17 protein-coding genes and 1 tRNA gene are annotated in these 17612 nt (G+C 64.5%); 5 read left to right on the top strand and 13 right to left on the bottom strand.

Translation table 11 applies throughout. From position 1 onward, the window contains the following. Positions 1 to 13: 13 nt before the first annotated feature. Both B7Y43_RS04425 and B7Y43_RS04420 read right to left on the bottom strand, forming a co-directional pair. The gene (locus B7Y43_RS04425) at positions 14 to 943 is read right to left on the bottom strand and encodes an isoaspartyl peptidase/L-asparaginase family protein (RefSeq protein ID WP_374130410.1); all 930 of its coding nucleotides are present in this window, start codon (positions 941 to 943) and stop codon (positions 14 to 16) included. Positions 944 to 958: 15 nt separating this feature from the next. Then, positions 959 to 2116 carry an acyltransferase family protein gene (locus B7Y43_RS04420; protein WP_374130409.1) on the bottom strand — a complete coding sequence of 386 codons (1158 nt, stop codon included), beginning with the start codon at positions 2114 to 2116 and terminating at the stop codon, positions 959 to 961. 117 nt (positions 2117 to 2233) lie between these two features. Between B7Y43_RS04420 and ispG the strand changes: the two genes are divergently transcribed. After that, positions 2234 to 3361: a flavodoxin/ferredoxin-dependent (E)-4-hydroxy-3-methylbut-2-enyl-diphosphate synthase gene (ispG, locus tag B7Y43_RS04415; protein WP_374130408.1), complete on the top strand. Its 1128-nt coding sequence runs from the start codon at positions 2234 to 2236 to the stop codon at positions 3359 to 3361. Between the two features lie 21 nt (positions 3362 to 3382). Next, positions 3383 to 4303 carry a hypothetical protein gene (locus B7Y43_RS04410; RefSeq protein ID WP_374130407.1) on the top strand — a complete coding sequence of 307 codons (921 nt, stop codon included), beginning with the start codon at positions 3383 to 3385 and terminating at the stop codon, positions 4301 to 4303. Positions 4304 to 4418: 115 nt separating this feature from the next. Here B7Y43_RS04410 and B7Y43_RS04405 read toward each other — a convergent pair whose 3' ends face one another. The 10 genes from B7Y43_RS04405 to B7Y43_RS04360 all read right to left on the bottom strand — a co-directional run bounded on the left by B7Y43_RS04405 (position 4419) and on the right by B7Y43_RS04360 (position 15362). Further along, on the bottom strand, positions 4419 to 6254 hold the full coding sequence (locus tag B7Y43_RS04405; RefSeq protein WP_374130406.1) for an amidohydrolase family protein: 1836 nt from the start codon (positions 6252 to 6254) through the stop codon (positions 4419 to 4421). 298 nt (positions 6255 to 6552) lie between these two features. Beyond that, positions 6553 to 7158, bottom strand: a complete 606-nt coding sequence (locus B7Y43_RS04400; protein WP_374130405.1) for a response regulator transcription factor — start codon at positions 7156 to 7158, stop codon at positions 6553 to 6555. Further along, positions 7155 to 8213 (bottom strand): sensor histidine kinase, encoded by a 1059-nt coding sequence (locus tag B7Y43_RS04395; RefSeq protein WP_374130404.1) that lies wholly within the window; start codon positions 8211 to 8213, stop codon positions 7155 to 7157. Before B7Y43_RS04395 ends, B7Y43_RS04400 begins: the two co-directional genes overlap by 4 nt. Before the next feature lie 32 nt (positions 8214 to 8245). After that, positions 8246 to 8998: an ABC transporter permease gene (locus B7Y43_RS04390; protein ID WP_374130403.1), complete on the bottom strand. Its 753-nt coding sequence runs from the start codon at positions 8996 to 8998 to the stop codon at positions 8246 to 8248. After that, the gene (locus tag B7Y43_RS04385) at positions 8995 to 9900 is read right to left on the bottom strand and encodes an ABC transporter ATP-binding protein (protein ID WP_374130402.1); all 906 of its coding nucleotides are present in this window, start codon (positions 9898 to 9900) and stop codon (positions 8995 to 8997) included. The genes B7Y43_RS04390 and B7Y43_RS04385 overlap by 4 nt, the downstream gene beginning before the upstream one ends. A gap of 375 nt (positions 9901 to 10275) precedes the next feature. Then, on the bottom strand, positions 10276 to 10773 hold the full coding sequence (locus tag B7Y43_RS04380; protein WP_374130401.1) for a PIN domain-containing protein: 498 nt from the start codon (positions 10771 to 10773) through the stop codon (positions 10276 to 10278). Between the two features lie 3 nt (positions 10774 to 10776). Continuing rightward, on the bottom strand, positions 10777 to 13284 hold the full coding sequence (locus B7Y43_RS04375; protein WP_374130400.1) for an N-6 DNA methylase: 2508 nt from the start codon (positions 13282 to 13284) through the stop codon (positions 10777 to 10779). Next, positions 13281 to 13802: a hypothetical protein gene (locus B7Y43_RS04370; protein WP_374130399.1), complete on the bottom strand. Its 522-nt coding sequence runs from the start codon at positions 13800 to 13802 to the stop codon at positions 13281 to 13283. The genes B7Y43_RS04375 and B7Y43_RS04370 overlap by 4 nt, the downstream gene beginning before the upstream one ends. A gap of 428 nt (positions 13803 to 14230) precedes the next feature. Next, complete coding sequence (locus B7Y43_RS04365; protein WP_374130398.1) at positions 14231 to 14488, bottom strand: hypothetical protein; 258 nt, start codon at positions 14486 to 14488, stop codon at positions 14231 to 14233. Between the two features lie 214 nt (positions 14489 to 14702). Beyond that, positions 14703 to 15362 (bottom strand): uracil-DNA glycosylase, encoded by a 660-nt coding sequence (locus B7Y43_RS04360; protein WP_374130496.1) that lies wholly within the window; start codon positions 15360 to 15362, stop codon positions 14703 to 14705. 22 nt (positions 15363 to 15384) lie between these two features. On the opposite strand from B7Y43_RS04360, the gene folK reads away from it, so the two are divergent. The 3 genes from folK to B7Y43_RS04345 all read left to right on the top strand — a co-directional run bounded on the left by folK (position 15385) and on the right by B7Y43_RS04345 (position 16723). Further along, a complete protein-coding gene (gene folK, locus B7Y43_RS04355) occupies positions 15385 to 15882 on the top strand; it encodes a 2-amino-4-hydroxy-6-hydroxymethyldihydropteridine diphosphokinase (RefSeq protein WP_374130397.1) in 498 nt (165 codons plus the stop codon). Between the two features lie 32 nt (positions 15883 to 15914). Then, positions 15915 to 15990 (top strand) — tRNA-Lys (locus B7Y43_RS04350). Between the two features lie 13 nt (positions 15991 to 16003). Beyond that, positions 16004 to 16723, top strand: coding sequence for a phosphatase PAP2 family protein (locus B7Y43_RS04345; RefSeq protein ID WP_374130396.1), 720 nt, complete (start codon positions 16004 to 16006; stop codon positions 16721 to 16723). On the opposite strand, the gene B7Y43_RS04340 is transcribed toward B7Y43_RS04345, so the two are convergent. Beyond that, positions 16710 to 17570: a CoA ester lyase gene (locus B7Y43_RS04340; RefSeq protein ID WP_374130395.1), complete on the bottom strand. Its 861-nt coding sequence runs from the start codon at positions 17568 to 17570 to the stop codon at positions 16710 to 16712. The genes B7Y43_RS04345 and B7Y43_RS04340 overlap by 14 nt on opposite strands. Positions 17571 to 17612 lie beyond the last annotated feature (42 nt).

The following is a 17612-nucleotide window of genomic DNA, read 5'->3' as shown; positions in this document are numbered from 1 at the left end:
TGACGATTGTAAGCTACCCCTCGTCGCCGAAGATCGCGACGGTCCGCGCGCCGCTAGAATCCGCCCGGCCACGGAACATGCCGGGGGTCGTGAAGTCCCAGATCGCGCTAGCATCCGGCGCGACAACGATCACGCCGCCCGCGCCGCCAAGTGCCGCCACATCGGCCATCACCGTCCGCGCCGCTGTCGCGACATCCTCGCCCAGCAACCGCATCCGTGCAGCGATCTCATGGCCCGCCCCGGCCCGGATGAAGAACTCGCCCGAGCCCGTCGCGGAGACTGCACAGCCGCGATCATCGGCATAGGTGCCCGCCCCAATCAACGGTGAATCGCCGATCCGGCCCCAGCGCTTGCCCGTGACGCCTCCGGTCGAGGTGGCGGCAGCGACATGGCCCTCGGCATCGCGGGCGACCGCGCCGACCGTGCCATATTTCATTGCCACGTCGAACCAGCCGTCCGGATCGGCAATCATCTCCGCCAGCTGCGACTCCCGCTCCGGTGTTACGAACCAGTCGCGCCCCGCCTGGTCGAGACCGTGTTCGAGCGAAAACTGGTCGGCTCCCGCTCCGCTCAGCATCACGTGCGGGCTGCCGGTCATCACGCGCCGCGCCAAACTGACCGGGTTGCGGGTGGCGCTGACCCCTGCCACCGATCCCGCGCGACGATCGCGCCCGTCCATAATCGCCGCATCAAGCGACACCGCCCCATCATAGCTCAGCACCGCGCCGCGCCCTGCATTGAAATGCGGATCATCCTCCAGAACTCTCACTGCCGCCTCAACCGCGTCCAGCGCGCCGCCACCCCCCGCCAGCACGCTGCCCCCTGCATCAAGCGCGCGGCCCAGCGCTTCGCGCGCACCAGCCGATTGCGCTGGCGTCAACGTGGCGCGGGTCAGCATCCCGGCACCCCCATGGATCATCAGCGTCCATTGGCTATCGGACATCGGCGTGCTCCTGCTTCAAATGGTAACGCGGGGTCGGAAGGCGCGGATACGCAGGCCGATCAGCGGACGCATCCAGCCAATTTCCCGTCCGGCGCGGTAAAATACCCAGCACCCGGTAATCGTCGCCACCAGAATAATCCCGAACTCGGCAAGCGGCGGCAGGCCGAACTGCAGCAGCGCGCCCGCCACGAACACGATGATTGACTGATGGACGAGATAGAAGGGGAAAACCGCTTCAGTCAGCATCTTGCGTTGTGGATGGTCATGGTTCCAGTACCGGTCCGCAATGCCGATCAAGGCAATGATCGCCCCCCAACTCTGCACGGCGCGAGCGATGCCGAAACAAAACCATGTGGTGCGGCTGGGGATAGGCGGTCCAAGATAGGTGATCTCGATGCTCGCCACGACGGCATAGCCGCAGAGCGCCAGCACGCCCGCCCAACGCCACCAACGTCGGATGGCGCGCCAGATGGGCTCGCTTTCGCGCAACAGAAAGCCGAACAGGAACATGCCGAAATAGACACGGTTGACCGCCCAGTCGTCGAAAAACCCATGGGTTTCGAGTGCACCGGGAAATATCCAGGCCCAGTTGCCGATCAGCAGTGCCATCGGCAAGACCAGGATCATCGGCCCCGACAGCAGCCAGCCTAGGCCGCGCTCGATAGCCGACCTTGCACGGGCCGGGAGGACCGCCAGCAAAAATGCGAGCGCCCCGGTATAGATCCAAAGATAACCGACGAACCAGAGATGCGCCCAGGTCGGCAGTACAATGCCGCTTATCTTGCCGAAGCGAAAATAATCGTCGACCCAAAAGCGCAGAAAATCGCGGCCATAACCATGCTGGGTGGTCAGTTCGATCCAGGGCTGCACGGGGACGATCACGATCACCCCGAACAGCAGCGGGGGAATCAACCGCTTGGTCCTGCTCCAGATGAAGCGGCCAGGGCGCTTGTCGCCGGCAAAGATCGCCCGGCTGGCATAGCCCGACACCAGGAACAACAGCGGCAACCGCCAGGCATTCACCGCCTGCAATGGCACCGCGATCCACTCGATCGGGTGCGCTGTCTTGGCGTGATAGCCCCAATGCACGAACACCAGGCCGATATGATAGAAGATTAACAGCCCGAATGCGCCGACCCGCAACCAATCCATGCCAAAATGTCGGCCCAACATGCTCTCCTGCCGACTGTGCCAGATTATTGGCGCCGGATCGTCCTTGCTCCGCGCTATCGTATCGACGGGCGGCGAAGGCAACGCTATATCGCGCTTGAACCGTTGAGGAACCTTGCCATGTCGCTTCGCCCCTGGCGCGATATCACCCGCCGCAAAAGCCGTCAGATCATGGTCGGCAACGTCCCTGTTGGCGGCGATGCACCCGTGACGGTGCAGACGATGACGAACACGCCAACCGAAGATGCCAAGGCGACGATCGACCAGATTCGCCGCTGCGAGGATGCGGGCGTCGATATCATCCGGGTGTCCTGCCCCGATGTTGAAAGCACAGCCGCGCTCAAGCAGATCGTCCGCGCCAGCCGTGTGCCGATCGTGGCGGATATTCATTTCCACTATAAGCGGGCCTTGGAAGCAGCCGATGCTGGTGCCGCCTGCCTGCGGATCAACCCCGGCAATATCGGTTCGGCCGCGCGCGTGAAGGAGGTCGTTAACGCGGCCAAGGCCAATGGCTGCGCGATCCGCATCGGTGTGAACGGCGGGAGCCTTGAGAAGGACTTGCTCGAAAAATATGGCGAGCCCTGCCCGGATGCGCTGGTTGAATCAGCGCTCGATCATATCAAGCTGCTGCAGGACCATGACTTCCACGAGTTCAAGGTTGCGGTGAAAGCGTCGGACTTCTTCCTCGCGGTCGCGGCCTATCAGCAGCTCGCCGAGGCGGTCGATTGTCCGCTGCATCTGGGGATCACCGAAGCGGGCGGTTTCGTCGGCGGCACTGTAAAGTCGTCGATCGGGCTGGGTACGTTGCTCTGGTACGGCATTGGCGACACGATCCGCGTCTCGCTTTCGGCGGAGCCCGAGGATGAGGTCCGCGTTGGCTTCGAAATCCTGAAAGCGCTCGGCATCCGTAATCGCGGTGTCCGCGTCGTCAGCTGCCCGAGCTGCGCACGCCAGGGTTTCGATGTGATCCGCACCGTGCAAGCGCTCGAGGAACGATTGCAGCATATTCGCACGCCGATGTCGCTCAGCGTGCTCGGTTGCGTCGTCAACGGCCCCGGCGAAGCGCGCGAAACCGATATCGGGCTGACCGGTGGCGGCAATGGCAAGCACATGGTCTATCTGTCGGGCGTCACCGATCACACGGTGCAGAGCGAGGACATGATCGAGCATATCGTCAAGCTCGTTGAGGCCAAGGCTGAGGAAATCGAAGCATCGGACCAGGCCAAGCTCGTCGAGGCAGCGGAATAAGCTGATCGCGGGGGACTGACGATGGGCCGTCCTGACGCACTTGACCGGGTGGCGCAGGTGTTGGTCCTCATCGCCGCTCTTGCCGCACTGGCCAATGGGCTGTTCATGCTGATATGGCCGCTTGACTGGTATCAGTCAGTGCCAAATGTCCCGCTGACCGGGCCTTTTAACCCGCATTTTGTCCGTGATATCGGAGCAGCCTATCTGGCGACAGCGATGATGCTCGGCTGGGCGGTTGGCGATTTGCGCGGACGCTGGCTGGGGGTGGTGACGGGCGGGCTGTGGCTTGCCCTGCATGGCGGCATTCACATCTATGAAGTCAGCGTCGGGATTTGCGGTACTGGCGTTTTCCTGGCCGATGCGCCGGGCGTGCTTGGCCCCCCGGTGCTTGTCATGACCGCGCTTGGGGTGCTGTTCGGGCGCCAACGAATCGTGCCACAGGGCCTGCCGCGCGCGATCGTCGTGCCCGCGATCAAGCGGTTGGGCGATGGCGCGTATATCGATGAGATCGCCGCCGCACCGGGCCATGCCCTTGATCGCTATCTCGGTTTTGTGTCGGCAACCGCGCATCGCCACGCCGCCCCGATCGCCCTGTTTCATGCTACCAGGATCGGCGCGATAATGGCGGAGGACTGCGGGGGATGCACGATGGTCTGCGCAACGGCCGCGCTCGACGACGGACTCGACCGGGCAATTGTTAACCTGATGCTGGGCGGGGGGGAAGGCCTGCCCGCTGATGCCGCAATGGCGTTCAATTTTGGTCGGGCGATTGCCATCCAATCAGCCGATGCAGCGCCATTGGGCGAAGCGATCGAAGCGGGGCATGGACGAATCGTGCGGTTAGAGCTGGCGATGGCAGCGGCGCTGGTGCGGGGTTATCCGGGATTGAAGCGTGGCCTTGGACTCTTACAGCACTGCGCTGTGACCCGGTTGCAGGTTTGAATCGGAATCGGCCCTTACGCTCGATAACTTGGGTGGCTCAAGAACGGGTAGCAGGTGAAATTGCCACCGAAGTTCTGGCATCAGCGGTCCGAAAACAGCGCGCAGGACCCGATCCTCACTGGTCGACCAAGCGCACATCGGCGATTTCAAGGCGGAAAGGGCCGTCTTGCTGGATTGCGCCGATCAGCAGCATTTGGGTGTTGCTGGAATCAAAATTGGCCAGTTGCGCAAAGCGAAGCGTGATTTCAGCCCATTCCTTGCCGACGGTGATCGGGCTGATACTTGGCCGCTGTCCGCCACTGGGCGAAAATCCCATCACGGCAAAGGCCTTGCCTTCGCCGCGCGCCCAGAACCGCAATGCCTTTGCGCTGCCCAGATTGGCAGGTCGGAATTGCTGATCAGCCGGGTAAAAGGCGATGCCCGCCCAGGGCGCAAGATAGCCGGGCTTGATCTCGCCCGTCAGCACCAACGCGGTTTGGCCATTCGGTGCCTGGTCCCCGATGCTGAGCGCCAGCGTTGAATTGCCGCCGACGATTGAATCGGTGGACACGTCCCAGCCTGCGCCGAAGGGCGATTTGGCGACCGCCTTGCCCTGCACGGTGCTGAATTGCGCGATGCGGCGATCAGCCGGTAGCGCGACCGGGGGCAGGGCGACCGCGACGGCTTGTTTGGCCAGCGCCGCGCGGCGCGCTGCGCGGAGCGGGCTGACGGGCGCGCCATCTTTCCAAATCTCGACAATGTTATGGACATCGGCGATCGCGCGGGTCGGATCACCCTCGACCAGCATCATGTCCGCCTTAAACCCGGTGGCGATTCGCCCGCGATCAGTCAGCCGAAATGCCTTGGCTGGCGCCGCCGTCGCCGCTGACAGCGCCTGCACCGGGGACAGACCGCCCTTGACCAGCAAGTCCATTTCGCGGTGCAGGCTCAGCCCATACCAGGTGCCCGGATTGCCGGCATCGGTGCCGGCAAGGATCGGCACACCTGCCTTGACGAGGGCGGCAAGATTGGCAGCCTCGATCCCATCGAGCTTGGTCGACCGATCGGCACCGAAGCTTTGGCGCACCGTATCGATCGCTGGCTTGGGCAATAACCCCGAAAGGGCGGGGTGATCGAGCAATGTTGCAGTGCCCGATCTGCCGCTGAACACTTCCAGCACAGCATAGGTTGGGACGATGAAGGCACCCTTGTTTTTGGCGAGCTTGGCAAAGGCCGCCCCGCCATCCTGATCGGCAAAGAGATGCACCAGTCCATCTGCGCCCGCATTGATCGACTCGGTCGCCGTCGCCAGCGTTTGCGCATGCACCACCGCCAGCTTGCTGCGCTGATGCGCTGCCGCAACCAGGGCGCGGATCGTCGGCGCATCAAGCGTCGGCACCGCCCGGCCGATGATCGTGCCCGGTTCGTTGACGATCTTGATATAGTCGGATCCCTCGGCAAGCCGGGCCGCGACCCATGCGTCCGCTTCTTCAGGCTTGGTCAGCGTGGGAACGGGCAGGCCATATTCGGTGCCATGGCCCTTGGGCACGGTGGCAAGGAAACCCGCGGTGAAGATATCCGACATGGCCCTATTGTCGCCACGCGCCATCCGGGTGCGAACCGCGCGGGTTGATTCAGGGGGGCTGAACATGTCGAGCTGGGTGGTGACGCCAAACAACAGCGCATCGTCCTGGCCGGCATAGGCATGGACATGGCTGTCGATCAGGCCAGGCAGCAGCGTCTTGCCGCGGCCATCGACGATGCGCATCGATGGCAATATTTTACCGCGATAATTGACGTCGATAATTTTGCTGCCTTCGATCAGCACTGATCGATCGATCTGCTTCTGGACCCCGTCAAAAACCGTCACATTCTTGATCAGCGTTTGCGCAGGCGGGGCTGGTGTCGATTGGCCAAAAGCGGGGGCGGCAATGATGCATGACAGCAGGATGGCGGTGCGTTTCAGTCCCATCGTGGCGAACTCCCGGTTGCGTGTTTGGCCTTGGATTGCCGCAACGCTACGGGCCGGGATCGCGGTGGCGAAGTGACATCTGTCACCTGTGGCGCGTGACACTCAACACTGATCAAGTAAGACCTTATGCCAAGTCTCGCTGACGGGAACCTATCGAGCCCCTCCCCTTCAGGGGAGGGGTTGGGGTGGGGGCTCTCCAACTAACGCCGCGCCTGCGGATAGCCCCCACCCCCGGCCCCTCCCCTGAAGGGGAGGGGTGAAGAGTCGCGGTCTCCGAGATGTGGTATTAGGCGGCGCGTCAGAGCCAGCCATTGGCGCGCGCGATCCGGCCCGCCTCGATCCGGTTGGCGGCACCCAGCTTGCCGGCCGCGTCCGACAGATAGTTGCGCACCGTGCCGGGCGACAAATCGAGCCGGCGAGCGATTTCCTTGTTGGGGAGACCCTCTTCCGCCAGCCGCAGCGCATCGCGCTCGCGCGGGGTGAGCGGGTCGGCGCCCGCTTGCCAGGCAGTCTCCGCCAGTTCAGCCGGGATGAAGGTGCCGCCCGCTGCGACGACCCGGATGGCGGCGGCGAGTTGTTCGGCCGGCGTGTCTTTGAGCAGATAGCCACGCACGCCAGCGGCGCGGGCGCGCGCGAGATAGCCGGGCCGCGCAAAAGTGGTGACGATCACGGTGCGCGTCGTCAGCCGCTGCTCGGCGATTGCCAGCGCAACGTCGAGGCCACTAAGCTGCGGCATCTCGATATCGGTCAGCAGAATGTCGGGGGTGAGCGTCCGCACCAGATCGAGCGCGGCGGCGCCCTCCGCTGCGCGCCCAATGATCGACAGGTCAGGCTCCATGTCGAGCAGCGCCGCAAGCGCGCCCAGCACCATCGCCTGATCTTCAGCCAGGACGATGCGGATCATGCCGGGACGGTCGCGATCAGGCGCATCCCGCTGGTGCCGGGTTGGATCGTCAGTGATCCGCCCGCCGCCTGCAACCGCTGGCGCATGCCCATCAGGCCGCGGCCTTCGGTGAAGCTTCGGCCATGCCCATCGTCTGACACGGCGAGCCTGGCCTCCTGGCCCGTCATCGACAGATCAATCCGGCAGGATTGCGCCTGGGCGTGCCGGATGACGTTGGTGACGGCCTCGCGCAGCGTCATCGCCAGCACCGCGCCAGCATCAGACGGGATGGCGGCAAAATCACCGGTGATCTGGGCTGAAACAGCCGCAGCCTCAAGTGCGGCGGAGGAGGCGGCGGCTTCGTGCGCCAGGCTGCCGCCGATTTGCCCGGCCAGCGCGGCCCGCACCTCGCCCAAGCCTTCGCGGGCAAGCGTCGCGATCGTCTGGCATTCGATTGCCGCAGCGGCGGGATCGCCGGGCACGAGTCGCCGGGCGAGATCGGCCTTCAGCGCGACCAGCGTCAACGTGCGCCCGACGACGTCGTGCAAATCACGCGTGATCCGCTCGCGCTCGGCGGTGCCGGCAAGGCGGCGGACCTCCTCCTGCGTTGCCAGCAGCGCCTGGGTGCGCGCGTAAAAGGCCTCGCGCGATATCGTCGCGCCGCCGGTCATCACCACCAGCAAAATGCCGGGCAGCACCCACAGCATCGGCTGGCGCCACGCGAACCCCACCGCCGCCGTCGCCAGCGCGAGGAGTGCGATCACGGCGATCGCGTGGCGGGCAGGGCGCAAGCGACCCGCTTCAGACCCCGCATAGACCGAAAACACCGTCCAGCTGCCGCCGAGCGGGGCGAGCAGCGCGCCGATCGCGAACATCGCCGTCACGGGCCCCAGCAGCCGCACCCCGTTCAACCGGTGGCTGATGAAATAGGTCGGCAGGAACACCGCGACGCCGATGATCGCCGCGATCAGCTGGAACGACGTCGGCGCGCGGAACAGCCAGGGCATCGCGTAGAAAGGGAGGTACACCAGCCACGGCCACGGTCCGTCCCACCAGCGCTCTACTTTGGTTTGCATGGCGCTGTCGTCGCGCGATGAAGGGGGCGCCGTCAAGCGGGACTGCGCCGCCAGCCGGTCCATGCCCAGCCCGCCGCCGCCACCGTCATCGCCGCCAAAATGAGCGCGTGGTCGACGACTGTCCCGATCGTGTCCGCCCCAACGATCGCCCGGGCAATCTGCCCGAGATGGAAGGAGGGCATGAACGCGCCGATCGTCTGCATCCACCCCGGCAGAATCGCCGACGGGATCCACAAGCCACCCAACACGGCCGACCCCAGGAACAAGGCATTGGCCATCGCCACCGCGCCCTTGCCGCCCATCCGCATGCCAATGCCAAAGCCGATCAGCGCGAAGGGCACCGTCGATGCCAGGTGAACGACGACCAGCGCCACCCACTGCGCCGCAGAGAGTTGCGCGCCGCCAATGATGCCCAGCGCATAGATCATCGCAATGGCGGCCGCCGTCGCTGCAATCGCGGCGGTCAGCTTGGCGGCGACATAGGCCCCGGCGGGCATGGGCGAGACGCGCTTGAGTTCGATCAGGCCCTGTTCGCGCTCCATCGCCACGCCCGCGCCAAAGCCGAACAAGGCCGGGCCAATCGCCGCGAAGACGCCGTATCCGGCAAGGCTCGCCGCCACCGCCTCCGGTGTTGGCGATTTGGCGATGGCCAGCGTGAACAGCCCGTAAAAGGCGGCAGGCGTGACGACCGACGGCAAGATGAACTGCGGCAACCGCCAGGATCGTTTGAGTTCAGCGACACATTCGCGCCGCCAAACGCCAGCGGGGATAAGCGCGGCGGTCATGCGGCGATCCTTTCGTCTGATGTCAGCAAAGCAGCGATGGCATCTTCCAGCGCCGCATCGGCAACGCGCAGATCGGCGAGTCCGGCATCGGCATCACATAGCGCGCGCACCGTGGCGACGGCGTCAGTCGTCACCACCCGCAGCTCAGCCCCGTCAGCCGCGACATCGCGCACCCCCGGCAACATCCTGACCCGAATAGGCGGCAGCGATGTCCGGCAGCGCACCACCGATCCGCCAGCGCGGGCGCGGAGCGCGGCCGGCGTGCCATCAGCGACGATCCGCCCGGCCTCCATCACCATCACCCGATCCGCCAGCGCATCAGCCTCGGCCAGATCATGGCTGGTCAGCAGCACCGCCGCGCCATCAGCCGCCGCATCGCGCACCGTTGCCCACAACCCGCGCGCGGCGGCGCGATCCATCCCCGCGGTTGGCTCATCAAGCACCAGCAGGTCAGGCCGCCCGCAAATCGCCATCGCATAATGCACCCGCCGCGCCTGCCCGCCCGACAGCGCGCCACAGCGCCGCGCCGCCAGATCAGCAATATCAGCAATCGCCAGCGTCTCAGCCACGGCACGCGGATCGCGATAATAGCCCGATTGGAGCCGGACCATCTCAGCCACCGTCATCACATCGGGCAAGCCCGCCGCCTGCAGCATCACCCCCATCCGCGCGCGTGCGGCGGGCCGTGTGGGGTTGAGCCCGAACAACCGCGCCTTGCCCGCATCGGGCCGCAAGCGCCCGGTCAACAGGCTGATGCTGGTCGTCTTGCCCGCACCGTTCGCCCCGAGCAGCGCGGTGACTTCGCCTGCGCGGATCGCAAGGTCGAGCCCGTCAAGAACGCGCACCCGCCCCAGCCTTTTCGATACAGCGCTAAGCGTCGCCACTGCTGATAAATCCTGCACCACCTGGCCATCTCCTTCGATCCGGGGTGTGCGGCATTGGCGTGATGCTGGGTATTGCCGGATGTCAGGCGATGGGGGTGACGTTTGTCATGGCTAGGGAGGGGTGAGGACTGTTGTTGGGCGGGAATGGGGCGGGGCGGAAGAATGGGGCGGCGGAGTGGGCGGTAGACGCATGAATGTGCGATTCTGCTTTCGCGCCAATTGCAGACCTCTGATTGAGCGGCAGCTAAGCGCTCCAATTTCGGTCGTCCGATTTCGCCTTTTCCAAACCCGAAAGCGGCCTTTCGTTCAAGCAAGCTGCGATTGAACTTCGGCGGTTGGGGAGAAGCGACAGCTTGCGAACGCGCGTCGTTCATGTGCGTAGGTCAATCGGCCTCACACAAGCAGGACACGAATCCCAGGTACTGCGGACGCGATGATTTGGGTGAAGTCCTTGTCGCAGGTGACCACTATGTAATTCCGCTCAAAGGCTTGCGCTGCGATCCAGAGATCGTTCTCGTCGATCTGCAACAGCTGGCCACTGACACGATCGGCCCAGCTCTCGACCCAGCGCGGAATCCGACGCCGAATGTCAATTCGCGCCAGCGCGATGCTCGACTTGACCGTCGCGAAGGCGTCGGCGGTATGGCGCGTGACTTCGGCAAGAGGATGCATCTCGGATTGGGCGAGGCAAGCCTCGATGTGAGTGAGCGTCTGCCCTGCGGCGCGCGCGAGTGCCAACCCGAACCGCAACTCGCCGACTGTCACGACTGATACCAGCTGCGCGGCCTCGGCCGGGAGCGCAGCGATGGCCAGGCGGACCGCATCATAGTTGGGCCGCCGCGCATCATAGAGCACGGACACCAGGTTCGTATCGAGCAGATAGGTGTCCATCCGCTACTGGACGTAGAGCCTGAGCCGCTCGACTTCGTGCTCTGGAGCAGGCGTGAAGGTCTCGAGCGCCCAGGCACCGATATTCTCGCGCAGCAATGGCCCGATATATTCGTGCAGCGGCACATAGGCCGTGAAATCCTCGGGAAACCAACCCTTGAAGGGATTTGAGACGCGCCGCTCAGCTTCATGTCCGCGGAACGCTTCAAGCAGTCGGCGCTCGAGGCGCGGCGGTAGGTCATAGGCCTTGAGCAGTTGCGCATCGATATCGATGAGCAAGGTCTCAAGGCGGCTATCGATCTCGGGAGTCCGCAGTGCATAGGTCGCTGCGGCGGCGAGCTCTTCTTGGTAGCGCCGCACCGCGGCGACTACTTCGGCGAGCGCGCCGCGCTTCGGCAGCGGCAGCTGCTTCATGATAAGGTTGGTCAGATGCTGGTTCGAGGCCCGCTCGAGCACGAAGGCGCTCGCCAGCGGGCTGTTGATCAGCGCTTCGATCACTTCCATCGGAAGCTCGGCCGTGGTCGCCCAGATGCCGAAAAAGGCTTGCGACGGCACCAGCCCGCTCAGATCGAGCCCGCCGTCCAGTCGCCAGGGGCCGCGCGATCGCCGCGCGACATTGACCAGCACCTTGGGCCTGTCCCAGGGGCGGGTTAGTGGGCCGCGCCTGTAGGCTGACTCCTCGCGTATATCGACATAGCCGGTCGCGGTGACGCGGTATTGCAGCAGCGAAGCCGCGGGCTTGAAAACCCCCCTTGCATATCCCTCGCGGGGTACTGCGCTCCAGCCTGCGGACTGACTGATCCATTGAAGGCCGCGATGGACCTGGGCTTGGCTACCGAGTACAGGGTAGTCCGCTAGAAACTCCCAGACCTCATCAAGCGCGCCGATCCAAAGCTCGCCCGAGCAGACCCGCTTGGCACGGCGACGCTCGGTGCTGATTTTTCCGGTCATCAGGAAATCCGGCCGACTCCGGTCGCTGACCTCGGCGGAGCGCAACTGGTTCGGAAGGCCTTTAGCATCATCATCGCGCCAGTCAGTCGCGATGATGACGGCCGACTCAAGACCCGCGCGCTGGAAGATGCGATCCGGAAGCGAGGTCAGCTCGATGCGACCGTAATTGTCGGCCAGCAGCTGCCGTAGCTCAACATATTGTTTCTGATGGAGGAAACCCTGCGGCAGTACGAAGCCTAGGGCATCGGGCCTGGCCTCGATCAAGGTGCGCAGGACCGCCATGGGCTTCGAGAGGGACTTCGCCGCCATTTCCGGGTAACGCTGGCGCTCGTCGCCGTCGAAATCTTCCCAGGGCGGGTTACACAGGATGATGCGCTTGCCGCCCGCGTCCGCGGCGAGCACGCTCTTCTCGAACAGGTCTTTCGACGGGATCTTCCACCCGTTGGCGTTGGGATAGTCGGCCAGGATCAGCGACAACGTCGCGACTTCGCAAGCGAAGCTGTCGAGCTCCGCGCCGCTGATCCGCTCGACTAGGAAGGCGTGTCGCTCTTCGCCGGAAAGCGTGTCGGGCAACCTGTCGCTCAGGTGGCGTAGGGCCGCGACAAGGAAAATGCCCGCGCCGGCGAACGGCTCGTAGATCGTGATGTCCTCGAGATCGAACTGGCTTAGGTCTAGCTGGCTGACCACATATTCGGCGATCCGGCGTGGCGTGGCGTGAGTTCCGAAGCGCTTACGCGTGTCTACGGTTACCAGCGTGTTCTCGTAGACAAAGGCGAGACTGTCCGACGAAATGTTGCGGAAGTTGATGGCGTCGCGAAGCGTCGTCCATGCCACCTCGACGGTCGCGGTCGGCAGGGCCTCGACCGCAGGGCGCGCCATCTGATCAAGGTGATAATAGGTCTCGATCCCGGCCAGAATCTCCGCCACTGACGCGGTTGACCAGGACGCGGCGTCGGGATGCTGGCGATCAATCAGGATCTTGGCCGCGAGAAGCCTGAACGTCGTGCGGAAAACCGCTTCTTCGCGTCGCGGATCGTCGATACCGGTTAGTAGCTTGGCGATGACCTCGCCGAGCAGCCGGTCGAGCTTCGCTTCGATCTCGTGCTCGATCATCGGCATCAGTCCGAGATCGACGAAGTCGAGCTGATAGGCGGTGTGAGTCTGGCCGAGCGACTTGGCGCGGTGGACCGCGTGCGGGCTCCAATTGTCGGCGTTGCGTACGAACAAGGCCTCGAGCTGATCTAGCGGGACCCGTTCGGTGAGGCGCGGCTTGCCTTCGGCGCCTACGCGCCAGACGCCGACATCGTCATGGCCGATCGAGAACAGGATCGGCGCGCCGAGCGCCCGACGGCGCTGCACGGCCTCCGCATCGTGCGCGCTGGTGATTACGCCGAAGGCGGCCGAGCGGTAGGATTCGGGAACTTGCGTGAACGCGGCAAGCGCGACGCATTGCTCTTCGCCAGCCTCCGATAGCACATCGGCGAAGCTATAGTCGTGGATCAGCGATTCCGGCCGGTAGCCGATTGCGCGCAGTCCCGCTTCAATCCTGGCAAGCGCGGTCACGCCGCGTCACCTTCGGCAGTGCGCAGAATGGTTCCACCTTCGGCCTCAGCCGGCGCTTCAGTTCGGCGCAATCCCACCGCCGGAAACAGCGGCAGCTGCGCGATTGGCTCCGAGACGCCGAAGCCCTGCGACATAGCCTCAAGATGGGCGTTGAGACGGAGCAGGATGGCATCCTGGTCGGCCGGCAACGGATCGCTGCCACCGAGCAGCGCACAGCTCCCCAGCCCGAAGATGGCGAGCCGGTGATTCCACAGGCCGGGAAAGGACCGGCCATTCAACAGCTCGCGTGCGCGATGCAGCAGGTCGCGATGGACCTGGAGTTCGACATGGAATTGACTGCGCAGAACGACGGCAAGCCGGAGCAAAAGCACCGTCTGCCAGCCGAACTGAGACTGCTGACCTTGGCGCGATGCCGGGACGTCAGGGTGAATAAGCCCGCGCCGCACGGTCCATTCACGTAGCTGATCAGCCGAAAGCCCGGTCAGTTCCAGAACGTCTCGCGATCCGATGAGGCGCAACAGTCAATTCCTCCAGTTCGGGTATAATGCCCGAACTTGGATCGGGTATCATACCCATTCTCGTCGGTAAAGCGCTCCGCTCACAGTTGCCACACCCGTCTGCGATATCGGACACCGCCTATGCCAAGCAAGCGACGACCGCTTTCATAACTCTTGCGTTTCAAAACCGAAATTCCGCTCCCGGCGCAATATTGGCCAGTAGCGCTCCCCACGGCAATTTCTCCTTCCCAGTCAATTTTTGCCGTCCAGCTTACGCATGGGCAGCGGCGCACTTTTTGGGTTCACCGCTCAGCTTATCCCAGCGGTACCCGGACCAGGAGAGGGCGACCCGCCCAGCCAATGCGCGCAAAAAGCCTTGCACCTGTGGCATGCCCGCCAATTGCTCGGTCATCCCCATCGGATCGATATTGGGCAACCGACACGCGGCGCTAGGGCCGCTTGAAACCCAGCCGCTCATTCACCGGCATCGGCTTGTTGCACCCGTCAATCACGCGCACCACGGCGAGTAACGGCCGGGCACCGGGTTGCTGGTTGAGCGGGCGGATGCCGGCGGCTTTGTCTTTGGCGGCGGCCATGATGGCGTGGTCTTCGCAGGCGAGCTTGCCTGGGGTGGCGGGGGGCGCTTGGGGGGCGGCGGCGGCCATGGCGGCAGGCATCACCAGCGCAAAGATAAGATAGGCGCGCATTCCGGTCTCCTGCTGAATTTTGCGAATACTAACAGGAATAGCGAGAGATACCAGTCGCTTCCTTGCCTGGCGCGGCGACGGGCGATGGCGCGGGATGAACGTCGTGCGGGGTATGAGCGGGGCAGTCCTGTGTTGATCGGGCTCGATTATCTGCCGGGGGTCGCGCCGCAGGGGACTGCCTCAAACGCGACATCAATATCCGCCTGACGCGCTCCTAAATTTCGTCGCGCACCGCCAGCGCGCGGGCAAATACCGCGTCGAACATCTCGGGCGTCAAGCGGCCGGTATTCTGGTTGTAGCGCGAACAATGATAGCTATCGATCAGCACCGCGCCGCTTGGCAGGCGGTGCTCCGCCAGATGTCCGAAGCGCGCCTTGGGCAGCCGCCCGCCCAGTATCTTGACCGCTGATTGATGCGCGATCTGGCCCAGCGCGATGAATACCCGCGCTTTGGGCAGGGCGCGGACCTGGCGGTCGAGAAAGGGGCGGCAGGCGTGGATTTCAGCCGGGGTCGGCTTGTTGGCGGGGGGCAGGCATTTGACGGCGTTGATGATGATCGCGCCGCGCAGACGGAGCCCGTCATCGGGCGCGCCGGCATAGTCACCCGCGCTCAGCCCGAATTTGGCGAGTGTTGCGAACAGCAAGTCGCCAGCGGCATCGCCGGTAAAGGGGCGGCCCGTGCGATTGGCACCGTGCTTGCCGGGGGCCAGGCCGATAATGCCCAGCCAGGCATTGGCATCACCAAAGGCGTTGACTGGCGCATTCCACCAATCAGGGAATTCGATCCTGAGCGCCTGGCGAAAATCGGCCAGCCGGGGACAATCCGGGCAATCATGCGGCGGTTCGGTATCGGGAAGTGGGCTTGGCGCAAACATCGTGCCGCGATAGGCCGTGGCCATGAAGATGCCAAGCGATGTGCCACGCTATGTAATCGCGCTGGGATCGAACCGGCCGGGCCGGCATGGGCGTCCGGGTGCTGAACTGGCGGCGGCGCTGGGGGCGATTGGCGGGGCGCGCGCTGCGTCGCGCGTTATGACCTCGGCACCGATTGGGCCGTCGATCCGCCGCTTTGCCAATCAGGTGGCGATTATCGAGAGCGATGAGCGGCCACTTGATCTGCTCGCCCGCTTAAAGGCGATTGAAGCCGCGTTCGGGCGTCGTCCAGGGCAGCGCTGGGGCAGCCGGGTGATCGATCTCGACATCCTCTTGTGGAGCAAGGGGGCTTGGGCGGATCGTCGGTTGACGGTGCCGCATGTCGCGTTCCGGGATCGCCGCTTCGTGCTCGATCCGCTGCGCATGATCGCGCCCGATTGGCGTGATCCGGTGACTGGCCTGACGATCCGCCAGTTACATTATCGGGCCTGCGCGGTTGACCGGATGGCCCGGCCCTCCTAACGGCACGGCACGCGCAAGTCCGGTGACGGTCGGGGCCCGTAGCTCAGTCGGTAGAGCAACGGACTTTTAATCTGTAGGTCTCGGGTTCGAATCCCGACGGGCCCACCAGCCGGATCATGCCATGCCGCCAGCAGAAACCGCCATTGACGAGGTCCGGCACCCGCCCTGGCTTTATTACGCCGCCGGGGCGCTGGCGCTGGCGATGCTGACGATCACGCTGTTCGGCGCGACGATTGCGCGGGGGCATCAGTTTGCGTTTGATCGTGCGATCATGCTGGCGATGCGCGAGCCGGAAAATAGGCGCGTACCCGAAGGGCCGGTCTGGCTGAAGCAGGTGATGGTCGATGTCACCGCGCTGGGCGGCAGCACGGTGTTGACGATGATCGTGATCGTCACCGCAGGTTACCTGGCGTTGCGGCGGCATTGGCTGACCTTCTGGCTGGTGCTGGGGGGGACGATCAGCGGGTCCTGGGCGGTTGGGCTGATCAAGACGATCGTCGCGCGCCCGCGCCCGGTGCTGATCGATCACCTGGTAGAGGTCTGGTCGGCCAGTTTCCCGAGCGGCCATGCCGCCAATAGCGCGATCATCTATCTAACCGTGACGCTGTTGCTGATGCAGATCGTCGAAAGCCGGACGGCGCGCTGGTATATGATCGCGGTCGCCGCTTTGCTGGTGACGATAATCGGGGTCAGCCGCGTCTATCTGGGCGTGCATTGGCCAAGCGATGTGCTGGCCGGGTGGAGTTTTGGGACGTTATGGGCGCTGGCCTGGTGGTCGCTGGGCGGGTGGTTGCGGCTAAGAAGGCTTGAGATGGGAAGGCTGGCAATCAGGCCCGCGTAATCAGCGCCTGGGCAGCCTTAAGGTGCGGCGCGTCGATCATCTTGCCATCAAGGCTGAGCGCGCCTGCCCCGGGGTTTGCGGCGAATAAATCGATAATCGCGCGGGCATGGGCGATTTCCGTGTCGCTGGGGGAAAAGGCAGCGTTGATCACCGCGACCTGGGCAGGGTGGATCGCCATCATGCCGGTAAAGCCATCGCGGCGACCGCGCGCTGCATAAGCGGCCAGCCCGTCGAGATCGCGAAAATCGGGATAGACCGTCTCGATTGCGGGCACGCCCGCAGCATGGGCACCGAACAGGGTGAGCGAGCGGGCGAGCTGATAAGGCGCGGTATAGCTGCCATCGGCCTCGCGCGAGGTGGATGCGCCGATCGCGGCGGGGAGGTCCTCAGCGCCCCAGGTCAGCCCGCAGAGCCGCTCGCTGACACCCCCATAGCTGCCCATGCCGAAAATCGCCGCCGGGGTTTCGGTGGCGATCGGCAGGATCAGCGTGTCGCCGGTCAGCCGCGCCGCCAGCGTGGCAAGCGACGCGCCGCCCTCTGCCTTGGGCAGCATGATGCCATCGGGGGCGGCGGGCAGGATTGCGGCGAGATCATCGTCGATCAGCCCCGAATCGAGCGGATTGACGCGCACGAACAACAACTGCCGGCGCGGTTCGGCCAGAAAGCCTGTGATCGCAGCGCGCGCGGCGGGCTTGGCCGACAGCGCGACTGCATCTTCAAGATCTAGGATCAGCGCATCGGCATCAAGCATCGCCGCCTTGGCCATCCGATCGGGCCGGTCGCCCGGCACAAACAGCAGGGAGCGAAGCCGGAGGGGGGCGGTTGGCGGGGTCGGAACAGGCATCATCGCACTCCAGGGCTTTTGTCCGCGGCTAGCATAGCCAAAGCG

This window comes from Sphingomonas sp. 28-62-20, assembly GCF_002281505.1.
The sequence above is the reverse complement of the archived record's forward strand: the minus strand, read 5'-3'. Positions and strand labels throughout refer to the sequence as shown.

Coding starts and splice junctions, on each gene's coding strand:
- B7Y43_RS04425 (WP_374130410.1), bottom strand. CDS start 943: ATGTCCGATAGCCAATGGACGCTGATGATCCATGGGGGTGCCGGGATG.
- B7Y43_RS04420 (WP_374130409.1), bottom strand. CDS start 2,116: ATGTTGGGCCGACATTTTGGCATGGATTGGTTGCGGGTCGGCGCATTC.
- ispG (WP_374130408.1), top strand. CDS start 2,234: ATGTCGCTTCGCCCCTGGCGCGATATCACCCGCCGCAAAAGCCGTCAG.
- B7Y43_RS04410 (WP_374130407.1), top strand. CDS start 3,383: ATGGGCCGTCCTGACGCACTTGACCGGGTGGCGCAGGTGTTGGTCCTC.
- B7Y43_RS04405 (WP_374130406.1), bottom strand. CDS start 6,254: ATGGGACTGAAACGCACCGCCATCCTGCTGTCATGCATCATTGCCGCC.
- B7Y43_RS04400 (WP_374130405.1), bottom strand. CDS start 7,158: ATGATCCGCATCGTCCTGGCTGAAGATCAGGCGATGGTGCTGGGCGCG.
- B7Y43_RS04395 (WP_374130404.1), bottom strand. CDS start 8,213: ATGCAAACCAAAGTAGAGCGCTGGTGGGACGGACCGTGGCCGTGGCTG.
- B7Y43_RS04390 (WP_374130403.1), bottom strand. CDS start 8,998: ATGACCGCCGCGCTTATCCCCGCTGGCGTTTGGCGGCGCGAATGTGTC.
- B7Y43_RS04380 (WP_374130401.1), bottom strand. CDS start 10,773: ATGGACACCTATCTGCTCGATACGAACCTGGTGTCCGTGCTCTATGAT.
- B7Y43_RS04365 (WP_374130398.1), bottom strand. CDS start 14,488: ATGCGCGCCTATCTTATCTTTGCGCTGGTGATGCCTGCCGCCATGGCC.
- B7Y43_RS04360 (WP_374130496.1), bottom strand. CDS start 15,362: ATGTTTGCGCCAAGCCCACTTCCCGATACCGAACCGCCGCATGATTGC.
- folK (WP_374130397.1), top strand. CDS start 15,385: ATGAAGATGCCAAGCGATGTGCCACGCTATGTAATCGCGCTGGGATCG.
- B7Y43_RS04345 (WP_374130396.1), top strand. CDS start 16,004: ATGCCGCCAGCAGAAACCGCCATTGACGAGGTCCGGCACCCGCCCTGG.
- B7Y43_RS04340 (WP_374130395.1), bottom strand. CDS start 17,570: ATGATGCCTGTTCCGACCCCGCCAACCGCCCCCCTCCGGCTTCGCTCC.